The organism is Acinetobacter sp. YH01025 (genome assembly GCF_013420185.1).
In the GTDB taxonomy this organism is placed as follows: domain Bacteria; phylum Pseudomonadota; class Gammaproteobacteria; order Pseudomonadales; family Moraxellaceae; genus Acinetobacter; species Acinetobacter indicus.
Genome location: NZ_VOYR01000012.1, coordinates 75325 through 92067 on the forward strand (window position 1 = coordinate 75325; position 16743 = coordinate 92067).

At 46.9% G+C, this 16743-nt stretch carries 14 protein-coding genes; 9 read left to right on the forward strand and 5 right to left on the reverse strand.

Annotation, left to right across the window (positions count from 1 at the left end; genetic code table 11):
• The first annotated feature begins 58 nt into the window (after positions 1-58).
• Positions 59-589 (forward strand): AAA family ATPase, encoded by a 531-nt coding sequence (locus tag FTT89_RS12205; protein WP_034598321.1) that lies wholly within the window; start codon positions 59-61, stop codon positions 587-589.
• On the opposite strand, the gene FTT89_RS12210 is transcribed toward FTT89_RS12205, so the two are convergent.
• Positions 586-1614, reverse strand: coding sequence for a hypothetical protein (locus tag FTT89_RS12210; protein WP_168414776.1), 1029 nt, complete (start codon positions 1612-1614; stop codon positions 586-588). The genes FTT89_RS12205 and FTT89_RS12210 overlap by 4 nt on opposite strands.
• Positions 1615-1772: 158 nt before the next feature.
• Between FTT89_RS12210 and pheS the strand changes: the two genes are divergently transcribed.
• The 3 genes from pheS to FTT89_RS12225 all read left to right on the forward strand — a co-directional run bounded on the left by pheS (position 1773) and on the right by FTT89_RS12225 (position 5561).
• Complete coding sequence (pheS, locus tag FTT89_RS12215; protein ID WP_016659518.1) at positions 1773-2753, forward strand: phenylalanine--tRNA ligase subunit alpha; 981 nt, start codon at positions 1773-1775, stop codon at positions 2751-2753.
• Positions 2754-2886: 133 nt separating this feature from the next.
• Positions 2887-5268, forward strand: coding sequence for a phenylalanine--tRNA ligase subunit beta (pheT, locus tag FTT89_RS12220; RefSeq protein ID WP_180057343.1), 2382 nt, complete (start codon positions 2887-2889; stop codon positions 5266-5268).
• Positions 5265-5561: an integration host factor subunit alpha gene (locus FTT89_RS12225; RefSeq protein ID WP_004649746.1), complete on the forward strand. Its 297-nt coding sequence runs from the start codon at positions 5265-5267 to the stop codon at positions 5559-5561. Before pheT ends, FTT89_RS12225 begins: the two co-directional genes overlap by 4 nt.
• Positions 5562-5712: 151 nt before the next feature.
• Here FTT89_RS12225 and FTT89_RS12230 read toward each other — a convergent pair whose 3' ends face one another.
• The 3 genes from FTT89_RS12230 to trxA all read right to left on the reverse strand — a co-directional run bounded on the left by FTT89_RS12230 (position 5713) and on the right by trxA (position 8356).
• Complete coding sequence (locus tag FTT89_RS12230; RefSeq protein ID WP_005182453.1) at positions 5713-6021, reverse strand: hypothetical protein; 309 nt, start codon at positions 6019-6021, stop codon at positions 5713-5715.
• A 412-nt stretch (positions 6022-6433) separates the two neighbouring features.
• Complete coding sequence (gene rho / locus FTT89_RS12235) at positions 6434-7702, reverse strand: transcription termination factor Rho (protein ID WP_005182456.1); 1269 nt, start codon at positions 7700-7702, stop codon at positions 6434-6436.
• 327 nt (positions 7703-8029) lie between these two features.
• The gene (gene trxA / locus FTT89_RS12240; RefSeq protein WP_016659515.1) at positions 8030-8356 is read right to left on the reverse strand and encodes a thioredoxin; all 327 of its coding nucleotides are present in this window, start codon (positions 8354-8356) and stop codon (positions 8030-8032) included.
• A 265-nt stretch (positions 8357-8621) separates the two neighbouring features.
• On the opposite strand from trxA, the gene ppx reads away from it, so the two are divergent.
• Genes ppx through FTT89_RS12265 form a run of 5 tightly spaced genes read left to right on the forward strand, consistent with a single transcriptional unit; the run spans position 8622 to position 13744 of the window.
• Positions 8622-10142, forward strand: coding sequence for an exopolyphosphatase (ppx, locus tag FTT89_RS12245; RefSeq protein ID WP_005182484.1), 1521 nt, complete (start codon positions 8622-8624; stop codon positions 10140-10142).
• Positions 10143-10175: 33 nt separating this feature from the next.
• The gene (locus FTT89_RS12250; protein WP_045795976.1) at positions 10176-11000 is read left to right on the forward strand and encodes an acetyl-CoA carboxylase carboxyltransferase subunit alpha; all 825 of its coding nucleotides are present in this window, start codon (positions 10176-10178) and stop codon (positions 10998-11000) included.
• On the forward strand, positions 10937-12286 hold the full coding sequence (gene tilS / locus FTT89_RS12255; protein WP_180006954.1) for a tRNA lysidine(34) synthetase TilS: 1350 nt from the start codon (positions 10937-10939) through the stop codon (positions 12284-12286). Before FTT89_RS12250 ends, tilS begins: the two co-directional genes overlap by 64 nt.
• Positions 12287-12316: 30 nt before the next feature.
• Positions 12317-13147, forward strand: a complete 831-nt coding sequence (gene proC / locus FTT89_RS12260; RefSeq protein WP_005182498.1) for a pyrroline-5-carboxylate reductase — start codon at positions 12317-12319, stop codon at positions 13145-13147.
• 27 nt (positions 13148-13174) lie between these two features.
• Positions 13175-13744, forward strand: a complete 570-nt coding sequence (locus tag FTT89_RS12265; RefSeq protein ID WP_005182501.1) for a YggT family protein — start codon at positions 13175-13177, stop codon at positions 13742-13744.
• Between the two features lie 135 nt (positions 13745-13879).
• Here the strand turns inward: FTT89_RS12265 and polA are convergent, their stop codons facing one another.
• Positions 13880-16642 (reverse strand): DNA polymerase I, encoded by a 2763-nt coding sequence (polA, locus tag FTT89_RS12270; RefSeq protein WP_180006955.1) that lies wholly within the window; start codon positions 16640-16642, stop codon positions 13880-13882.
• Positions 16643-16743 lie beyond the last annotated feature (101 nt).

The following is a 16743-nucleotide window of genomic DNA, read 5'->3' on the forward strand; positions in this document are numbered from 1 at the left end:
TATGCGGTCTTTTTTATTGCGCAGAATCAGGGTCTGAATGATAGAGTAGGGAAATTGTATGCAGCGAATTAATGTGGTTGGTACTTCGGCTTCAGGCAAATCGACTTTTGCCCGGGCGCTGGCAGAAAAGCTGGGACTGGCCTATATCGAGCTGGATAATCTGTTCTGGTTAGATGACTGGCAGCAAAGTGCTGATACAGATTTTTTTGCCAAAATTCAGGCAGCCATTGAGCAGGCACCCAATGGCTATGTGATTGATGGCAACTATACTCGCACCATTCCCATTAAATGGGCGCAGGCCGATACCATCATCTGGCTGGATTTACCGTTTCATAGCAATTTACTGCGTTCTGTACAACGCGCCGTGCAGCGCGCGGTTTCACAGCAAACCCTCTGGTCCAATTCCAATAATCGGGAAACGATCAGACAGCTGTTTAGCCGCGATTCGATTGTCTGGTGGATGATTAAAACCCATCAGAAAAATCGCCGGCATTATCTGCAGCTGATGCAATCTCCCGAATATGCCCATCTGCACTGGATTCGGCTGACCTCGGTCGCTGAGGTTGAACGGTTTCTGAATCGCGTTTAAAGTCCGAAATAATAGGCTAATAAACAAATTACCACAGTAATAAGAATCAGCTTGATGACTCCAGTCGCACCAACTTTATGATGAGACGGGACTTTGGCTGAATGCGCTGCTTGCGCATGGGTAGCCTTGTTGTCAGATGCGAACGGTTCCAGCGGATTCGGCTGTGCGACAGGCGTCAGCTGGGCGCTTTGGTAATGGTTGGCCACCTTGACAATAAATTTGGCGCTTAAATCATCCAGCTTCTGGGCAAAATGGCGCAGGTCAAGCTGCTCTTCCGGACTCAGCACTTCATTATCTGCATTATAGGGATGCTGGATTTTCTGTTGAATATCATCTTTTAGCGCTTCTAAACGGTACAGCATGCGATGTGCATAATCGGCCTGATAGTGAGTCGGTAATAAAGACAGCTGATGCGGATCAGGTGTATCTGCCGTAAGCGGAACACCATAATAGGGTAAATTCTGCTGTTCAGGTGGCTGAAAGTCGGCCGCCAGTGTATGGGAAAACAGCTCCTGCTCGGTAAACAGATGAATTTCATCCCAGTGAGCGGGTTCTAGATCGGCCTCTACCTTTTTGGCCAGCTTACTATTGAGTTCATAACGCCAGAACGTTTCCTGGCGCAGTTCAATCCGCTGTGCCGATGGAAATTCATAATCATTGTCGGCGTTATACCATTCCGGCAATTCCTTGCCACAAATCCAGGCGAATTTTTTATGTGCTTCATGGCTGACAATAAAATGCGGGTAGGGCAGCAGCTCGACATTGGCGTTGGGATTTTTTTCATCGACCAGCAGACTGGCATTGTGCAGACTCAGTCGGGTTGTACCCTGGCGTTTTAAGCCTTCCAGCCAGATTTCAAAATGCTGGGCCAGCAGATGCTGGGAATTTAAATCACGAAACCAGAACATGTGCTGATTAAAAATGGGATGCGCACGCCAGCGACTGAAACTCAAATCCTGGCTCAGATATTCATTGCCATAGGTGACCAGGGTCAGTTGCTGTTTCCAAATTTGATCGAGCGCCATAGTGTTTGATCTCATTGATATTTTGATTATCTTATACTTTTTCCAAATTGCGATGCCAATCTAATTTTCCTGCAATGCAACTTCATTCTACTGTCCAAAAACTGTTAGAATGTGGGGTTTTTTAATTATATTCAAAATTTGTTGCTTTGAGAGTTACTATGTCACTGGAAGCCCTGACCACTGAAGCGCTCGCTGCCATTGCAGCAGCAGACGACCTTGCTACACTCGATCAAGTACGGGTGCAATTTACGGGGAAGAAAAGCCAGCTCGCGGAACAATCTAAGTCACTTGGTAAAATGGATCCTGAACAGCGTAAAGCGTTTGGTGCGCAAATCCATGCGGTGCGTGAAGCCATTAATACTGCATTAACCGAGCGTCAGGCAGCATTACAGCAAGCGGCATTAGAACAAAAACTTGCCAGCGAAACGGTGGATATTACTTTACCAGGCCGTGGTCAGACCATTGGCTCCATTCACCCGGTAACTCAGGTGCAAGAGCGTATTTGCCAGTTCTTTACCAAAGCTGGCTTTACTGTGGCTACTGGCCCAGAAGTTGAAGATGATTATCACAACTTTGAAGCGCTGAATATTCCAGGCCATCACCCGGCCCGTGCCATGCACGACACGTTCTATTTTGATGCGACTCATTTGCTGCGTACCCATACCTCTGGTGTACAGATTCGGACCATGGAAACCCAGCAGCCGCCAATCCGTATTGTCTGCCCGGGCCGTGTTTATCGCTGTGACTCCGACCAGACGCATTCACCAATGTTCCACCAAATTGAAGGTTTGTACGTGGCGGAAAACACCAGCTTTGCTGAACTGAAAGGTTTACTGGTGAACTTGCTGAACGAATTCTTTGAAAAAGATTTGAAAGTCCGTTTCCGTCCGTCGTATTTCCCGTTCACCGAGCCAAGTGCTGAAGTGGATATTATGGATGAGCGCGGTAAATGGTTAGAAGTGCTGGGCTGCGGTATGGTGCATCCAAATGTATTACGCGCGGCAGGTATTGATCCGGACAAATATAAAGGCTTTGCTTTTGGTCTGGGCGTAGAGCGTTTTGCAATGTTGCGTTATGGCATTAACGACCTACGTATGTTCTACCAGAATGATGTGCGTTTCTTACGCCAGTTTGCTTAAAACAAATTTATACCTCTCCCTGACCTCTCCTAAAAGGAGAGGGGTTGTCCATCGGTGACATAGGGTTCTCCCCCTTTTTTTAAGGGGGAGTTAGAGGGGGATTTTAGAGATTTGAATTACAGGTTTTATATTAATGAAAATTAGCGAAAATTGGCTACGCACGTGGGTCAACCCAGCCATCGATAGCGAAAAACTTTCTGACCAGTTAACCATGCTGGGTTTGGAAGTTGATGATTTATCTCCAGCTGCAAAACCATTTACTGGTGTAGTGGTTGGTGAAGTGCTGACGGTTGAACAACATCCAGATGCAGACCGTTTACGTGTAACGACGGTGAACATTGGTTCAGGTGAGCCTTTACAAATCGTCTGCGGCGCGCCAAACGTACGAGCTGGGATGAAAGCACCTGTGGCAACTATTGGTGCAGTATTACCAGGCGATTTTAAAATCAAGAAAGGCAAACTGCGTGGTGTGGAATCACAAGGCATGCTCTGCGGTGCATCTGAAATTGACTTAGAAGATAAAATCGACGGTCTATTAGAACTTCCTGTGGATGCACCGGTCGGTGTCAACATCCGTGAATATCTGGACCTAGATGACAACGTGATTGACATCAGCATCACGCCAAACCGTGGTGATTGTTTCAGTATTCGTGGGATCGCACGTGAAATTGGGGTGATTAACCAACTGCCTGTGACTGCGCCTGAAATTAAAGAAATGGCTGCAAGCATTTCTGATGAAAAGAAAGTGGTTGTATCGACTGAAGGCTGTCCACGTTATTTAGGTCGTGTGATCAAGAACGTGAATACCAAAGCCGCGACGCCTGAATGGATGGAGCGCGCATTGGCACGTTCGGGTATCCGTCAGCACAGCATTCTGGTTGATATTACCAACTATGTCTTGATGGAACTGGGTCAACCACTCCATGCCTTTGATGCTGCAAAAGTGCAAGGTGCTGTACAGGTGCGTCAGGCGACTGGGGGCGAAAAACTTGTTCTATTGAATGAACAAGAAGTAGAACTGCAAGACGATGTCATGGTGATTGCCGATGATGAAAAAGCTCTGGCGATTGCCGGTATCATGGGCGGTCTGTCTTCATCGGTTACCGATGAAACCACTGAAATCTTCCTGGAATCTGCTTTCTTTGCACCGCTGCATATTGCCGGTCGTGCGCGCCGTTTTGGCCTGCATACCGATGCCTCTCAGCGTTATGAGCGTGGTGTGGATTTTGAACTGCCATTGATCGCCATGCACCGTGCCTCTCAGTTAATTTCTGAGCTTGCAGGCGGTGAGTTTGGCCCAATTACGGTGGCGGAAAATGCAGCAGTATTGCCAACACGTGACGCGATTGAACTGAAACAGGCACAGGTCGATCAGCTGCTGGGTTATAGCGTAGATTCAGACTTTATTACCGATGCTTTAACACGCTTGGGTTGTGAAGTGACGGTAAAAGCGCAAGGTCAATGGTCTGTGGTACCGCCATCGCATCGTTATGACATGGCCATTTACCAGGACCTGATTGAAGAAGTCGCGCGTATTCACGGTTATGACAATATTCAAATCAGCCTGCCGGTGATTGACACCAAACTGGCGAAGTATCAGGATCAGTTTGAAGTGGCACAGCTGCGTCAAACCCTAGTGACTTTGGGCTATCAGGAAGCAATCAGCTTTAGCTTTGCTGACCTGAAACTGGAAAAACAGCTAAATGCAGCGGTCAACCCACTGGCATTGGCGAACCCGATTTCAAGCGATCTGGCGGTGATGCGTTCAACCTTGCTGTCGAGCCTGATTCCTTGCGTACAGTACAATATTAACCGTCAGCAAAGCCGTGTGCGTTTCTTTGAACTGGGTTTACGTTTTGATTATCAGAACGCAGCCTCAATTCATGACCTGAAACAGATTCCAACCCTGGCAATGATTGCTGTGGGCGCTAAAACAGCAGAATCATGGCATGGCAAGCCACAAGCCATGGACTTCTTTGACCTGAAAGGTGAAGTTGAAGAGTTGCTGGCAGCAGGTCGTGTACAGGTCGAATATGTACGCTCAGAGCGTAGCTGGTTGCATCCAGGCCAATCTGCAGAGATTCTGGTCAATGGTCAGTCAATTGGTTATTTGGGCCGTTTGCATCCATCTCTGGAAAATGAACTGGATTTGGGCACCACTTGGGTGGCGGAACTGGATCAGCAGGCTGTTTTGCAAACTTATGTATCTAATTTTACAGAATTATCACGTTTTCCGTCGGTAAGACGTGATATTGCGCTTTTAATTAGTGATAAGATTAATGTTAGCGAAATTCAGCAACTTATCGAACAAACGGGCGGCGAGCTTCTGCATTCAACCTGGTTATTCGATGTGTACACTGGTCAAGGTGTTGAAGCGGGTAAACGCTCATTGGCATTTGCACTGTTATGGCAACATCCGACACGTACGCTTGAAGATGCTGAAATTAAATCAGGTATGGACAATATCCTAAAAGTGTTAGAAAACACTTATCAAGCGACATTGAGGGCTTCATGACAGCATTAACAAAAGCAGAAATGGCTGATCATTTAAGTGAGCTCACGAGTTTAAACCGTCGTGAAGCGAAACAAATGGTCGAGTTATTCTTCGATGAGATTAGCCAGGCGCTAATCTCTGGGGAGCAGGTGAAACTTTCAGGTTTTGGTAACTTCGAGTTGCGTGATAAACGTCAACGTCCAGGCCGAAATCCGAAGACGGGTGAAGAAATTCCGATTTCTGCACGCCGGGTGGTAACCTTCCGTGCCGGACAGAAGTTCCGCCAACGTGTTGGAAATGAGCAGATCGATTGATCTGCTTTTTTATGCCGCTAAAAAAGTAAGGGCTGAGGTTCTAACGGCAGGTATTACCGTGTTCCTTGTATGTGATGATGAGATGTTGTAAGAAATATTCAGACAATAAAAAAGAGAGCCAAAAGGCTCTCTTTTTGTCAATAATCTAAGATTATTGAGCTTCAGAAGCAGCAGCGTCAACAGCAGCATCAGCAGCGTCAGTAGCAGCATCAGCAGCGTCAGTAGCAGCAGCAGCAGCAGTGTCAGCAGCATCAGCAGCAGCGTCTACAGCAGCATCAGCGCCAGAAGCAGCTTCAACAGCAGCAGCGTCAGCAGCAGCTTCAGCTTCAGAAGCAGCTACAACAGCTTCAGATGCAGCTTGGTTAGCGTCAGCAGCAGCTTCTTCAGTTTTTTTAGCACAACCAACGAAAGCTAAAGTAGTAGCAACTGCAGCAGCAATAGCGATTTTTTTGAATAACATGGCATCACTCTCTAAAAAATTGAGATTAAAAAAAACCGACGTTAGCCTGTTATATGCTTTTATTATTCCTAATTTTGTTAGGCACTAACAACGCAGGAGCAGTCTAACTGGTCTGCGAATATGCTATCACTGAGTTTTTTTAATTACTACTAGCTTGCTCTAAAAAATGCCGAAAAAAGCCCTAAAATGCGTTGTTTTTTAACAGAAAATAACAATCAAGAGTTCAGTTTATATTGGCGAAAGGCGATTTAAATCATTAAAAACTATAGGGTTTTTTTGAAATACTTATTTATAATCATTTACTTAAAAATAAGTTTACACAGAAAACGTCCAATTGTATCTTTATGTAAAGATGGTCAACCGAAATAAAAAAGCCATCGTTATACGATGGCCTTTTTAAAAAGTTTTGATCTTAGTTGCTGGCTTTACGCTTCATATGATCAAAGAACTCGTCATTGGTTTTGGTTTCTTTCATACGATCCAGCAGGAATTCCATGGCTGCCAGTTCATCTTGGGTATGCAGCAGCTTACGCAGAATCCAGACCTTACGCAGGTTGTCTTCAGACATCAGGCGCTCTTCACGACGGGTACCTGATTTCTTGATGTTCATGGCAGGGAACACGCGTTTTTCGGCAATACGACGATCAAGCGTAATTTCCTGGTTACCGGTACCTTTGAATTCTTCGTAAATCACTTCATCCATCTTGCTGCCGGTTTCAATTAACGCGGTTGAGATGATGGTCAGTGAGCCGCCTTCTTCAATATTACGTGCGGCACCAAAGAAACGCTTTGGACGTTCCAGTGCGTGAGCATCGACACCACCAGTCAGGACTTTACCTGAAGATGGCACCACGGTGTTATAGGCACGCGCTAAACGGGTAATCGAGTCAAGCAGAATCACCACATCTTTTTTGTGTTCTACCAGACGCTTGGCTTTTTCAATTACCATTTCAGCCACTTGTACGTGACGGGCTGGAGATTCATCAAAGGTTGAGGCAACCACTTCACCACGCACGGTACGTTCCATTTCGGTCACTTCTTCCGGACGTTCGTCAATCAGCAGAACAATCAGGAATACTTCCGGGTTATTACGTACAATCGACTGGGCGATGTTTTGTAATAACATGGTTTTACCAGCTTTTGGCGGCGCTACAATAATTGAACGCTGGCCTTTACCAATTGGCGCAACCAAGTCAACCACACGCGCGGTTAAATCTTCAGTGGTACCGTTACCAAGTTCCATGACCAGTTGTTCGGTTGGGAACAGCGGGGTCAGGTTTTCAAACAGGATTTTATTGCGCGAGTTTTCTGGCGTGTCGTAGTTAATCTGGTTAACTTTTAACAGGGCAAAATAACGTTCGCCTTCTTTTGGTGGGCGAATGGTGCCGGTAATGGTGTCACCGGTACGCAGGTTAAAACGACGAATTTGCGAAGGGCTGACATAGATATCGTCAGGACCGGCTAAATAAGAGCCTGCTGCAGAGCGTAAGAAGCCAAAACCATCTGACAGAATTTCGAGCACGCCATCACCAAAAATCTCTTCGCCATTCATTGCATGACGTTTTAAGATGGCAAAAATAATGTCTTGCTTACGGTTACGAGCCATTCCTTCAAGGCCCATAAACTCGGCAATCTTGATGAGTTCGCCAATCGGTTTTTTCTTGAGTTCGGTTAAATTCATAGGTGATCAGATAGAATCAAAAATTCTGGGGTACAGGTTGGAAGGGAAGCAACATTTGACCGCATGCAGGCAATAAAACGAACGCAATTGTATTTGCACAATAACAATTCAGAGGACTGATTAATTGTTTCAGAGAAAAATGTGAAAAAACAATTTCTGTTGCCGAGCGGCATTTTTGTGTTGTGTCTTTTAAGAAACGGGCGGGACGGGAAGTCCTTTATTTCTTGAGCAAGCAATATAAGAGAGAAACGCCGATTTGTCAATTTATAGACGAAAAAAATACGCTATGAAACATAGCGTATTTTAATTTTTCTAAACAGACAGGATTTAGATGTTTTCATCAATAAATGCAGTCAGTTTCGATTTTGGTGCAGCACCAATCTGCTGGGCAACCACTTCCCCATTTTTGAACATCAACAGTGCAGGGATGTTACGGATGTTGTAGTTCACGGCAGTTTGTTCGCAAGCGGTCACGTCAACTTTCACAATTTTAACTTTGCCTTCATATTCAGTCGCCAAAACTTCAAGTACTGGCGCAATTGCCTTACAAGGCGCACACCAGCCCGCCCAGAAGTCAACCAATACAGGTGTTTCAGATTGAAGAACGTCTGCTTCGAAGTTTGCATCCGTTGTGTTTACGATGTTGCCAGACATGGAATGTGCTCCAAATGAATTTTTGTATAGATAGCTATATTTATTAGTATTACATAGCCATCTAGAACAATGTAGAGGAATATGTAAATTTTCGATCTTTCCTGTGAATTTGTCTAATTGATGCTCACGATGCTGATGATCGTGTCACACAATTGTCACATCTGCCGAAAATTTAAATACTCATCGAAATGTGCGCACAAATGGCTTTTAAATTGCATGTATGTGAATTACTCTAGGCACAATTCTGTATAGGTTTGTTTGAAGAATGTCTGATTTTTTAATTGATGAAGAGTTACTTGCAGCCATCGATATGGGGTCGAACAGCTTCCACCTGGCCATTGCCCGTGTGGATCATGGTGAAGTAAAAAAAGTGGCATCAATGTCAGAAAAAGTACAGCTTGCCGCTGGTTTAGATGAGAATAAAAATTTAACCGAAGCCGCACAGCAGCGCGGTTTAGCCTGTCTGGCACGCTTTGTCGGACGTTTAAGCGCTGTACAGCCGAACCGTTTACGTATTGTTGCCACCAACGCCTTGCGTCAGGCCAAAAACGGACATGAATTTATTCAAAAAGCCGCAGAAATCTTGCCAAAACCCATTGAAATTATTGCCGGTCGTGAAGAAGCCCGCTTAATTTATCTGGGTGTGTCGCACACCATGGAAAACAGTGGTCGCCGCCTGGTGATTGATATTGGCGGTGGTTCAACCGAGCTGATTATTGGTGAAGAATTCGAACCTATTCATACCGAATCTTTACAGATGGGCTGTGTGGCCTATACCAAAGCCTTTTTCGCCGAAGGTGAAATTAACCATAAAAGTTTTGACAAAGCCGTGTTTGCCGCACGCAAAGAATTATCCACCATTGCCAATACCTATAAAAATGCCGGCTGGGATACCGTAGTAGGCTCAAGTGGTACCATTAAAGCCTGCCGCCAGATTACCGTGAATATGGGCTGGAGCAATGCGCAGGAAAATCTGACCCGTGAGGGCCTGGAAAAACTCAAAGATAAGCTGCTTAAATATAAGCATGTCTCTGAAATGGACTTTGACGGTTTAAAAGAAGATCGACGAGCAGTTTTGCCAGCCGGGATTGCGATTTTATATGCAGTTTTTGATATTTTAGATATTGATAAACTGGTTTATTCCGATGGTGCCTTACGTGAAGGCGTAATGTATGACCTGCTGGGCCGTTTCCAGCATGAAGATATCCGGGACCGCAGTGTGCAGGCGCTGATGGGCCGTTATAACGCCGATCCGAAACAGGCAGAACGTGTGGTCAAAACCGCGCAGCACCTGTTTGAAGGCGTGGCCGCGGAGCTGAAATTGACCAGCGATGACAGTGATTTACTGCGCCGCGCGGCCTATTTACATGAAATTGGTCTGGCGATCAGTCATGGTGGCTATCATCGTCATGGTGCTTATTTATTACAACATTCGGATATTCCAGGCTTTTCACAAATTGATCAAAACCATCTGTCGCATCTGGTTGCGCATCATCGCCGCAAGCTGCGTCAGGACGATAAAATTGATGTCAACAAGGTCGGTGGCCATAAATTAATGCATTTATGTCTGCTGCTGCGCCTAGCAGTTTTAGTCAATCATAGTCGTAGCGATCAGATGCTTCCTGCCATTGAATTGAGTGTTCAGAATGCGCAACAATGGCAGCTCAGCGTTTCGGGTGATGCTAAACAATGGCCATTGCTTGTCGCTGAATTGCACGATGAACAAGTGCAGTTCAAGAATTGGGACATTGAATTAAAAATTCATTCGGAACAATTTGTCGATTAACGTTTTGGTTAATTTAGGGATAACAGTCGACTTATGAAAAATAAAGCTGCTCAATCAAAAGCATGGACAACGGTCCAAATTGCACGTCATCCAGAGCGTCCGCAATTCCTGGACTATGTAGGCGAAATTTTCACTGAATTTGATGCGTTGCACGGCGACCGTTTATTTGGTGATGATGGTGCAATGGTGGGTGGCTTGGCACGCTTCGATGGTCAGCCGGTCATGGTCGTGGGCCAGCATCGTGGTCGCAGTACCCGCGAGAAATTGCAGCACAATTTCGGCATGAGTAACCCGGAAGGTTACCGTAAGGCACAGCGTTTGCTAGATATGGCAGAACGTTTCAAGCTGCCGGTCTTTACCTTTATTGACACCATGGGTGCTTATCCGGGTGTGGGTGCAGAAGAACGTGGTCAGGCGGAAGCGATTGCTACCAGTCTTGCTCAATTATCGAACCTGAAAGTGCCGGTCGTGGCAACAGTTTTAGGTGAAGGCGGTTCAGGCGGTGCCTTGGGTATTGGTGTTGCGGATCGTGTGGTGATGTTATCTCACAGTATTTATTCAGTAATTTCTCCAGAAGGCTGTGCATCTATTTTGTGGAAAACTGCAGAAAAAGCAGAACAGGCAAGTGAAGCATTGGCACTGACTGCTGAAAAATTACAGCAGATGGGCATTGTTGAATATGTGGTTGATGAAGGTGAGGGAGCTCACTTGCAACCAGAAAAAGTCATGCAAGATTTAAAAGCCGTGTTAAAACAGGCTCTAGAAGAATTGCAACCGATGGATGCACAAGAACGATGCGAAGCACGTTACCAGCGTTTGATGAAGTTTGGCAGCGACAATTTAGGACTGGCGTCTTAACCCAGATTCAGTCTTTTCCAGAAGATACCCATTTTCTCATCGGATGTAGTGGCGGCATGGATTCCATGCTGCTGCTGCATCTGATGGCGTTTTTATGCCCGGAAAAAGTCCGGGCCATTTATATTGATCATCAATTACAGTCTTCCAGCCAGGCCTGGGGCGAATTTGTCCAGCAGCATTGTCAGGCCTTCAATATTCCGTGCATGATTCAAGCGGTACAGGTCGCCGAAGGCAATCTGGAACAGCAGGCACGCGCCGCACGTTATCAGGCATTTCAGCAGCATATTCAAACCAACGAGATATTGGTACTGGCCCATCATCAGCAGGATCAGGCAGAAACGGTGTTATTGCGTCTGTTTTCCGGTGCTGGAATTCCTGGCCTGGCGGCTATGAAAACTTTCGATTCTCGTCCTGAACTGTCAATCTGGCGACCGTTGCTATCTTTATCGCGTGAGCAGATTCAGACCTGGTGCCAGCAGCTTTCGATTCCACATATTCAAGATCCGACCAATCAGGATATTCACTACGACCGGGCCTGGTGTCGGGAACAGTTATGGCCGCTGTTAAACGCGCGCTTTCCCAAAATGCAGCAAAGCATTTGCCGCAGCAGCCAGCTGATGCAGGATGCCGAGCAGATTTTGGCCGAAGTATTGCGGCAGGATTTGGCCAGCTGTGGCGATGCCGAGCATCTGGATTTACACCGTATTCAGCAATTGTCCGAGGCGCGGCAACGCCAGTTACTGTCGTTCTGGATGAAAGGGGACAGCCAGTACCGGCCAAGTTTTGACATGGTGCAGCGTATTCAGCAGGAAGTGATTCAGGCCCGGGCCGATGCGCAAGCGGCTTTGCATTGCAACGGCTTTTATTATGTGCGCTATCAAAATGTCATTTACCGTCTGCCTCAGCTGGAATATTTGGCCAGTCAACAGGCCATCCCTGCGCGGGAACAGGTGTGCTGGCAGTTGGGGCAAACCCTAGATTTACCAGCCGGACAGTTTCAGTTGAATGCACCGCATCAGGTTGGTTTGTCTTTTGCATTACTCCAACAAGAATTGACTTTAAGTACGCGAGTGGGCGGAGAAAAAATCCATCTTCATGGACGTGTCGGGGCCTGGCCATTAAAAAAGGCGATACAGCAGGCACAAATTTTTCCCTGGAAGCGTCATACAATTCAAATATTAAGCAGAGATAATGTTATGCTAGGGGTTTTCACGCCAAAAGGGTTTTGGCTGGCAGATTCTGCCTATTGCGAACCGGATGGCTGGCAACCGACTTTAATCTCTTAACTATAAAGAACTCAACCAAGAGTGTGAATCATGAGTGCAGTGTTAAATTGTAATATTAGTTTTATTGGTGGCGGAAATATGGCACAGGCCTTAATTGGTGGCCTGATTGCACGTGGCATGCCTTCAACGCGTATTACAGTTGCTGATCCGGTCGAAAAAATCCGTTTGTTGCTGGAAGAAAAAGATGTACATGTGACCGAAGACAACCAGGCTGCCATTCGTGACGCCGATATTGTGGTGTTCGCAGTCAAACCGCAGGTGCTGGCCAGCGTGCTGCAACCGCTAAAAGGGCAGTTTGAAGGCAAACTGGTGATTTCGATTGTTGCCGGTGCAGAAATTGCCACCATTTCGGCATTGCTCGATACCGACCGTGTGGTGCGGGTGATGCCAAATACCCCGGCACTGGTACAAACTGGTGCGCATGGTTTATATGCGCATGATGCGGTCGATAGCAAAGACCGTGAATTGGCAAGTCAGGTTTTGGCTGCCACGGGTTTAACAATTTGGGTAAACTCTGAAGCGCAAATTGATGCAGTCACGGCAGTATCCGGTTCTGGCCCGGCTTACTTTTTCTATATGATGGAAAGTATGATTCGTGCCGGCAAAAACTTGGGCCTGGATGAAAAAGTGGCAACGGCTTTAACCTTGCAAACTGCGTTGGGTGCGGCACAAATGGCAATTACCAGTTCCAATACCCCGGCAGAGCTGCGTAAAAACGTGACCTCTCCAAACGGGACCACGCAGGCAGCGTTGGAAGTGTTTGACCGTGCGCAAGTGTCGCAGAATATTCAGGCGGCGTTGGCGGCTGCCAAAACACGCAGTCAGGAACTGGCTGCCGAGCTGAGTGACAGCATTAAATAAAGTATTTAATTTTAGGAACGTTCAAGTATGGGTGCAAATTCTGCGCTAATTTTTGGCATCATCATTAACGTAGCGATTTTGCTCGTCTTCTTCCGTTTTCTCATGCAGCTGGCTGCGGTGAGTCCTTATAATCCGGTGGTGTTGTCTACGATCAAGGCCACGAAAATTGTAGATGTATTTAGCCGTATTTTCCCGACCGTGGCAAAAGGCCGGGTGAATCTGGCGGCATTGGCGCTGCTGGTGGTGCTTTATCTGCTGAAAAATTACGGCATGATGTATTTAAACGGGGCGATGCCTAATGGCCCGGTACATCTGCTGATTCTCACCTTTGTGACCATGATTCAGGACCTGCTACGTTTCTGTCGTTACCTGATTTTTGCCACCATTATTTTAAGTTGGGTAGTGATGTTTACCCAGTCACGCGGGCCTTATATTGAAGTGATTCAGGAACTGGCAGAACCTTTACTGGCACCGTTTCGCCGGATCATGCCGAATATGGGCATGATTGACCTGTCTCCAATTCTGGCATTTCTGGCGTTATATATTGCTGAAATTCTGATGAACCAGGTGGCAATTGTTTTGCTGACTGGGTTCTAAATTGAGCTCAAGAAAAAAGGACGCTGCGGCGTCCTTTTTTATGGCTCAAGTTTTGAGGTGAAGACCTTGATATTTTGCCCAAGAGGCAAATGACCTTCAGCCCAGCCTTCCTCCGAGGAGGAAGGTGGAAAGACTTTAGTGTGCTTCATCCCAGTTCTGGCCTTTACCCACTTCGACCACCAGCGGAACAGACAGTTCAATCACCGACTGCATCACTTCGGCCAGTTTGGGTGCCAGTTCATCGGCGACATCGGCATCGACTTCAAACACCAGTTCATCGTGTACCTGCAGTAGCATTTTGGCCTGATCGCGTGGCAGCATTTTGTCTACCTCCACCATGGCCATTTTAATAATATCTGCCGCCGAGCCTTGTAGCGGCGCATTAATTGCGGCACGTTCTGCTGCTTTACGCACCATCATGTTACGGGCATCAATATCCGGGGTATATAAACGGCGGCCGGTCAGGGTTTCGACAAAGCCTTGTTCCAGAGCCACCTGACGGGTGCGCTGCATATATTCATAAATGCCCGGATAACGCTGGAAGTATTGCTTGATATAGTTCTGCGATTCTTCACGGGTAAAGCCCAATTGACGGATCAGACCAAATTCGGACATACCATATAACAGGCCGAAGTTAACCGCTTTGGCCTGGCGGCGCTGATCTGGCGTGACATCTTCCAGGGCAATATTCAACACTTCGGCAGCGGTACGGCGGTGTACATCCTGACCATGATTGAAGGCATCAACCAGCGCGTCATCTTGCGAGAAATGCGCCATTAAACGCAGTTCAATTTGCGAATAGTCGGCAGCCAGTAATACGCGGCCTTCTGGTGCAATAAAGGCTTTACGAATCTGGCGGCCAATATCCATACGTACCGGAATATTTTGCAGGTTCGGATCGGTCGAAGACAGACGGCCTGTTGCGGTCAGTGCCTGATGATAACTGGTATGCACGCGATGGCTGCTGCTATTAGCCTGCTTTTGTAAGCCATCGGTATAGGTACTTTTCAGTTTAGACAGACCGCGATATTCCACAATCAGGCTGGCAATCGGGTGCTCAATCTTTTCTAAAATACTTTCACTGGTGCTGTATTGGCCGGTGGCAGTTTTCTTGCCGCCTTTGATGCCCAGCTTTTCAAACAGGATTTCGCCAACCTGTTTGGGCGAGCTGACATTAAACGGCTGGCCGGCCAGTTCAATAATCTGCTGTTCCAGTTGCAGCATGGTGTTGGAAAATTCTACCCCCAGCTGATCTAGGAAATTCAGATTCAGCTTGATGCCGTTTTCTTCCATCTGGGTTAGCACGCGTGCTACCGGCATTTCAATATGATGCAGCAGATTGCTGAGTTCCGGATGACGCTGTAACTTTTCATTCAGCACTTCATACAGGCGATACGTCACATGTGCATCTTCGGCGGCATAATGCGCAGCTGTTTCAATCTCGATCTGGTTAAAGGTTTTCTGTTTGGCGCCTTTACCGGCAATCTGTTCATAGGTGGTGGTCAGATGACTTAAATACAGCCGCGCCACATCATCCATCCCATGACGGGTGGCGACAGAATTTAAGACATACGAGGCCAGCATGGTGTCAAAGTACCAGCCCTGTAAGTGAATGCCGTGGTTTTCCAGCACATGCGCATCATATTTTAAATGATGGCCAATTTTTTCAACCGCTGGATTTTCCAGAATCGGTTTGATCTGCGCCAACACTGTTTCACGGTTTAACTGTTCTGGTGCGCCGGCATAGTCATGCGCCAGAGGCACATAGAAGGCTTCCGTAGCATCAAAAGCCACCGAGAAGCCGACAATCTGGGCAATCCGATAATCCAGACTGGTGGTTTCGGTATCAAAGGCAAAACGTGTGGCGGTGCTTAAACGCTGGAAGAGTACATCCCAGTCTGCCGGGCTTAACACTGTATGATAGGTGGCTTCACCTAGCTGATCTTCACTGCTGCTGAGCTGAGCTTGATCTTCGGTGGCGACTTCTGCGGCCGCTGGTGTTTGGCTAATGGCCTGGCTGACCTGTTTGTAGCTGTTGCTGTTCGGGTTGTTCGGATGATCGAGCGACTGTAGCTGGTTCCGGAACTCCAGTTCGGTATACAGGCGGCGCAATTCTTCGGTATTTGGATCGCACAGTTTCAGGTCTGCAAAGGTCAGGCCCATGTCCAGATCACAGACAATACTGGCCAGTTGATGATCAATGGCAATACCATCGACATTGTCTTTAATATTCTGGCCAACGCGACCTTTAATTTTGTCGACATTTTCTAGAATTCCGCCTAAAGAGCCGTATTCAGTCAGCAGTTTGGCGGCAGTTTTAGCACCCACGCCCGGAACACCCATAATCCCGTCCGAGGCATCGCCCATCAGGGTCAGATAATCAACAATCTGATTCGGCCAGACGCCAAATTTCTCAAAGACACCCTGCACATCCATTGGTTTCTCTTTGAAGCTGTCTTCCAGCGTAACTTTGTCGGTCACCAGCTGAGCCATGTCTTTGTCGCCGGTGGAAATTAACACCTGATGACCTTCGGCTTCGGCGCGTTTGGCCAGCGTGCCAATAATATCGTCGGCTTCGGCACCCGGCAGCATATAAAGAGGAATCCCCAGTGCGCGAATTAAGGCGTGTAAATAAGGAATCTGCTGTGACAGTTCATCTGGCATACTTGGACGGTCACCTTTATAAATGGGTGACAGTTCGTGACGGAAGGTTGGTTCCGGGGTATCAAAAATCACCGCCATATGGGTGGGCTGGGTACGGCGCATCAGTTTCTGGATTGCGGAAATTGCCCCACGGATGGCGTTGGTATGTATACCGGTTGACGTGGTTAAAGGGGGTAAGGCGTGAAACGCACGAAATAAAAAATAAGACCCATCGACCAAGACAAATGGTGGCATTGAAAGTTTCCTAATCCAAAAAACCTGTTTATTGTACGTGATTTTACACACGCACGCTGAGTGATGATTGTATATGCAGGTTACCGAATATCTGATGAATA

Coding starts and splice junctions, on each gene's coding strand:
- FTT89_RS12250 (WP_045795976.1), top strand. CDS start 10,176: ATGAAAAATAAAGCTGCTCAATCAAAAGCATGGACAACGGTCCAAATT.
- pheT (WP_180057343.1), top strand. CDS start 2,887: ATGAAAATTAGCGAAAATTGGCTACGCACGTGGGTCAACCCAGCCATC.
- proC (WP_005182498.1), top strand. CDS start 12,317: ATGAGTGCAGTGTTAAATTGTAATATTAGTTTTATTGGTGGCGGAAAT.
- tilS (WP_180006954.1), top strand. CDS start 10,937: ATGCGAAGCACGTTACCAGCGTTTGATGAAGTTTGGCAGCGACAATTT.
- polA (WP_180006955.1), bottom strand. CDS start 16,642: ATGCCACCATTTGTCTTGGTCGATGGGTCTTATTTTTTATTTCGTGCG.
- FTT89_RS12230 (WP_005182453.1), bottom strand. CDS start 6,021: ATGTTATTCAAAAAAATCGCTATTGCTGCTGCAGTTGCTACTACTTTA.
- pheS (WP_016659518.1), top strand. CDS start 1,773: ATGTCACTGGAAGCCCTGACCACTGAAGCGCTCGCTGCCATTGCAGCA.
- FTT89_RS12225 (WP_004649746.1), top strand. CDS start 5,265: ATGACAGCATTAACAAAAGCAGAAATGGCTGATCATTTAAGTGAGCTC.
- ppx (WP_005182484.1), top strand. CDS start 8,622: ATGTCTGATTTTTTAATTGATGAAGAGTTACTTGCAGCCATCGATATG.
- FTT89_RS12210 (WP_168414776.1), bottom strand. CDS start 1,614: ATGGCGCTCGATCAAATTTGGAAACAGCAACTGACCCTGGTCACCTAT.
- FTT89_RS12265 (WP_005182501.1), top strand. CDS start 13,175: ATGGGTGCAAATTCTGCGCTAATTTTTGGCATCATCATTAACGTAGCG.
- rho (WP_005182456.1), bottom strand. CDS start 7,702: ATGAATTTAACCGAACTCAAGAAAAAACCGATTGGCGAACTCATCAAG.
- FTT89_RS12205 (WP_034598321.1), top strand. CDS start 59: ATGCAGCGAATTAATGTGGTTGGTACTTCGGCTTCAGGCAAATCGACT.
- trxA (WP_016659515.1), bottom strand. CDS start 8,356: ATGTCTGGCAACATCGTAAACACAACGGATGCAAACTTCGAAGCAGAC.